The following is a 4,003-nucleotide window of genomic DNA, read 5'->3' as shown; positions in this document are numbered from 1 at the left end:
GGTCTGGAAGTCGGCGCGTTTGGATTCGGCAGCGACCCGAAAGATCTCTGGGGAACCGAAGACCAACCCAGCCGAGATGAGATCCGAGCCAAGCTATCGACCCCTGGTTCGGAACGCATCTTCTACATCCGCTACGCGTTCAAAGACGGGATGACCGCGTCGGAAATTCACCAATTGACCAACATCGACCCTTGGTTCCTCGATCACCTGCAACAACTGATCGAAACCGAAGACAACCTGCGTTCGATTGGCAAACTGGACGCGATCGATGCGGACACCATGCGAGACGCGAAACGACGCGGTTTCTCGGATCGACAAATCGCCACGATCACGTCGAAAACCGAATCACAGGTCCGCGCCAAACGCTTGGAAATGGGCATCCGCCCGGTCTACAAGAGCGTCGACACCTGTGCGGCTGAATTCGAAGCCTTCACGCCGTACTACTACAGCACCTACGAAGCCGAAACCGAAGTCCCTGCCAAGGGCGACAAGAAACGGGTCGTGATTTTGGGTGGTGGCCCCAACCGAATCGGTCAGGGTATCGAGTTCGATTACTGCTGCTGCCACGCTTCGTTTGCCCTGCAAGAGATGGGCATCGAATCGATCATGGTCAACAGCAACCCGGAAACGGTCAGCACCGATTACGACACCTCGGACATCCTGTTCTTCGAACCATTGACGATCGAAGACGTGCTGAACATCTGCGATGCGATGCAGCCCGACGGCGTGATCGTTCAGTTCGGTGGCCAAACTCCGCTCAACTTGGCTCGTGGTTTGGAACAGGCCGGCGTGCCAATCATCGGGACCAGCGTCGACACGATCGACGCGGCCGAAGACCGCGAATTGTTCAGCAGCCTGATCGACGAGCTTGGCCTGCGGCAACCGCCATCGGGCATCGCTCGCAATATGGACGAAGCTCGTGTGGAAGCCAAACGGATCGGCTATCCCGCACTCGTTCGCCCCAGCTTTGTGTTGGGCGGCCGCGCGATGGAAATCTGCTACGACCACTCCCAATTCGCCCGCTATGTCGCAGAAGCCTTCATCGTTGCCGATGGACAACCCGTCCTGATCGACCGCTTCCTCGAAGACGCCACCGAAGTCGACGTCGACGCGGTCAGCGATGGCAACGACTGCGTGATCATGGGGATCATGGAACACATCGAAGAAGCCGGTGTTCACTCCGGCGACTCGGCGTGCTGCATCCCACCGTTCAGCCTGACTCAACCGGTTCTGGCCGAAATTCGCGATGCGACCCGCAAGTTGGCCGCTCGCTTGAACGTCGTTGGCCTGATGAACATTCAGTTCGCCGTCAAGATGGAAGGCAACCAGGCAACGCTTTATATTTTGGAAGTGAACCCACGTGCCAGCCGCACGGTGCCGTTCGTCGCCAAAGCCACCGGTGTCCCCGTCGCGAACATCGCAACGAAAGTCATGGCGGGTGAAACGCTGCAAAACCTGAACGTCACGGAAGAACCGATTCCGCGCCACGTTTCGATCAAAGAGAGCGTGCTGCCGTTCCGGAAATTCGCCGGCGTCGACATCGTGCTCGGCCCCGAAATGCGAAGCACAGGCGAAGTCATGGGCGTCAGCGAATTGTTCTCGATCGCATTCGCGAAGAGCCAATTGGCTGCAGGAACGGTGCTGCCGGAATCAGGCAAAATTTTCTTGTCACTGTCCGCCAACCACAAAGAGGCCGCTGAATCGCTCGGCAAGTCTTTGATTGACTTGGGCTTCGAACTGCTGGCCACCGAGGGAACCGCGGTCCGTTTGGAAGAATCCGGCGTCGCCGTGACCCGAGTGAAGAAGCTGTCCGAAGGTCATCCCAACATGATCGACTATCTGAAAAACGACGACGTTCAGTTGATTCTGAACACGCCGTCGGGCAAGGGTGCCCGGACCGACGAAGGCAAGATCCGCGCGGCGGGCGTTCAACACGGCGTACCTTGCATCACAACTTTGGCAGCCGCCGAAGCCGCCGTGCGAGCCATGGTTGCCATGCGTGACACCCCCATGAAGGTCGAATCGCTGCAACGCCGGTACGCACAAAACGTCTGAGACGAAATGTGAACGTTTGAGGAAACAGTCGCTCAACCGTGGCTGTTTCCGTTCACATGGGATGTTGCCTGCCATTAAGATGGGGACTGTCATCCCCCATTGTTGTCAGGCACCGAACACATGTCTCATCAATCGAAAGGCTCGCGCACCGCTCTGGTTGGCCGCCTCCTGCTTGCCGTCTTCCTGGTCGGCTCTCTGCTTGATATTTCAGCGGCCACTGCGGCTGATCCCGTCCGATTCAGCGATCAAGTTGGCGCCTCAGTCACTTACAAAATCAACCTCCAGATCGGCACCGGCAAGGATGCGGGCAAGTATCCCGGCTCGTTGACTTACTACGTCAAATCGGCCGAACCAGAACTGATCCAGTTGACGGTGACGGGCGACCTACAAGGCAAACACTCCCGTCCACCCTCGTTCTTTCGCAGCAGCAGCGACTCCTCACTACCGACTCTCGAATCCGTTTCCTGTCGAGGAGCTTTGCTGGGCATCACCCCGCTCGGCAAAGTCGAAGTGGTGCAGCGAGATGAAATGATGGGCCTCCTGCTCGGCACAATCGGCCAACTCGGCATCGCTCCGCTGCCACCCGCGGGCGCTGTTCCCGTCAATCCGCGTGCCTTCAAAAACGGAGCCGAGGTCGCGGTGACATGGGACGTTTCCGACACGACCACCATCGCTCGCGTCAGCAGTCCCTTTGGGATGACACCCTCCTTCGCCAGCCGAGCGGGGATCAACAACAAAAAACTTTCCATCGCGACAGAGAAGTGGAAGTACGTCGCTCATCCAGCGGTCCGAAACCGGATGAAGATCGACCATCAATACGAGTTGTCGGCTCCCGAATCCGATCCGCCACTGAAGATGCAAGGCGACGGCACAGCGTTCTTCAACTTGGACGACGGGTTCTACGAACAACTGCAGATCAATCGGGTGATCTTCCAAACCGAGGATGGTGTGGAAGTGAAGGTTCCCGTTTCCATCTCGCTTGTTCGCGAAACGAAACAGGAACGCGCCGCCAAAATCGCTGCGGCGAAAGAAGCGACTCTCAAACGCACGCGCCCATTCACGGACGCGGAACGCAAGCAGTGGCTGCGAGCGTTGGCCCCGGGTTCGTCGGTCGCTGAGGCTCACCGTGCCATGTCAGAACTGAATTCCAGGAATCAACGACAAGAGCCCGAGCTCGCACAAGCGCTCCTCAAACGGGCAGAAATCTCCGACAACAACCTGAAATACTTTTACTATTCGGCGGCCGCTCGCTACGACGAATCGATCAAGCAGATGGCGGAAGACCGTCGCGATTACAGCCGCGGGATCGGAACGGTGAAACGGACCGGTGCCCCTGTCACCACGGCGAGCCGCTTGGTGGTCGGCCAGATCCTCGCCAAATCGCGAGAACGATTCAGTGGTTATGAAGCAGTGGAAGTGAAAGAGATCCACAACCGCAATGAAGTCTCGGTCCAGTCCGTCGGCGGTCGCGGCCGAGTCGAACGCGTCAACGTTTCGCTGTTGCGGTATCCCCCAGACACGGTTCAGCAACATGTCAACACACGGCCAGCCCCACGAACCCGACGTGCCGCACCGAAACCGAAGCTGGCGGTGAATGAACCGGACGAGATGAACGAGGAAGAAGTGGATTCCGAACCGGAAATGGATGCCATCCGAACCTGGACCGACAAAACCGGCAAGTTCAAAATCGAGGCATCGTTCCTCGCGGTGAAAGACGGCAAGCTTCGCCTGAAATCCGCCGATGACAAAACGATCGAAGTCCCGCTGGCAGCCCTCTCGAAAACAGACGTGGATCTGGCGGAACGATTCCAAAAGGAATCCGAGGCTCCCGCCAATCCGTTCCAAATCGTCACGGAATAACAATCCGCATCGGACGCCAGGTTGCCCCGTCGCCTAGTAGTTTGTCAAAGTTAAAAGTGAGGGTTGATCGTAGTGGACGAGGCGACGA

Annotated in this window: 2 protein-coding genes; both read left to right on the top strand. The window is 57.8% G+C overall.

Annotated elements, in window-relative coordinates:
- Positions 1-2,055: carbamoyl-phosphate synthase large subunit (carB, locus tag ACF8AM_RS07285; protein ID WP_392554991.1), on the top strand; the 2,055-nt coding region annotated here is incomplete at its 5' end.
- A gap of 120 nt (positions 2,056-2,175) precedes the next feature.
- Positions 2,176-3,915 (top strand): SHD1 domain-containing protein, encoded by a 1,740-nt coding sequence (locus ACF8AM_RS07280; protein WP_392554990.1) that lies wholly within the window; start codon positions 2,176-2,178, stop codon positions 3,913-3,915.
- The last annotated feature ends 88 nt before the right edge of the window (positions 3,916-4,003 follow it).

Source organism: Rhodopirellula sp. JB055 (genome assembly GCF_043100905.1).
In the GTDB taxonomy this organism is placed as follows: Bacteria; Planctomycetota; Planctomycetia; order Pirellulales; family Pirellulaceae; genus Rhodopirellula.
The sequence above is the reverse complement of the archived record's forward strand: the minus strand, read 5'-3'. Positions and strand labels throughout refer to the sequence as shown.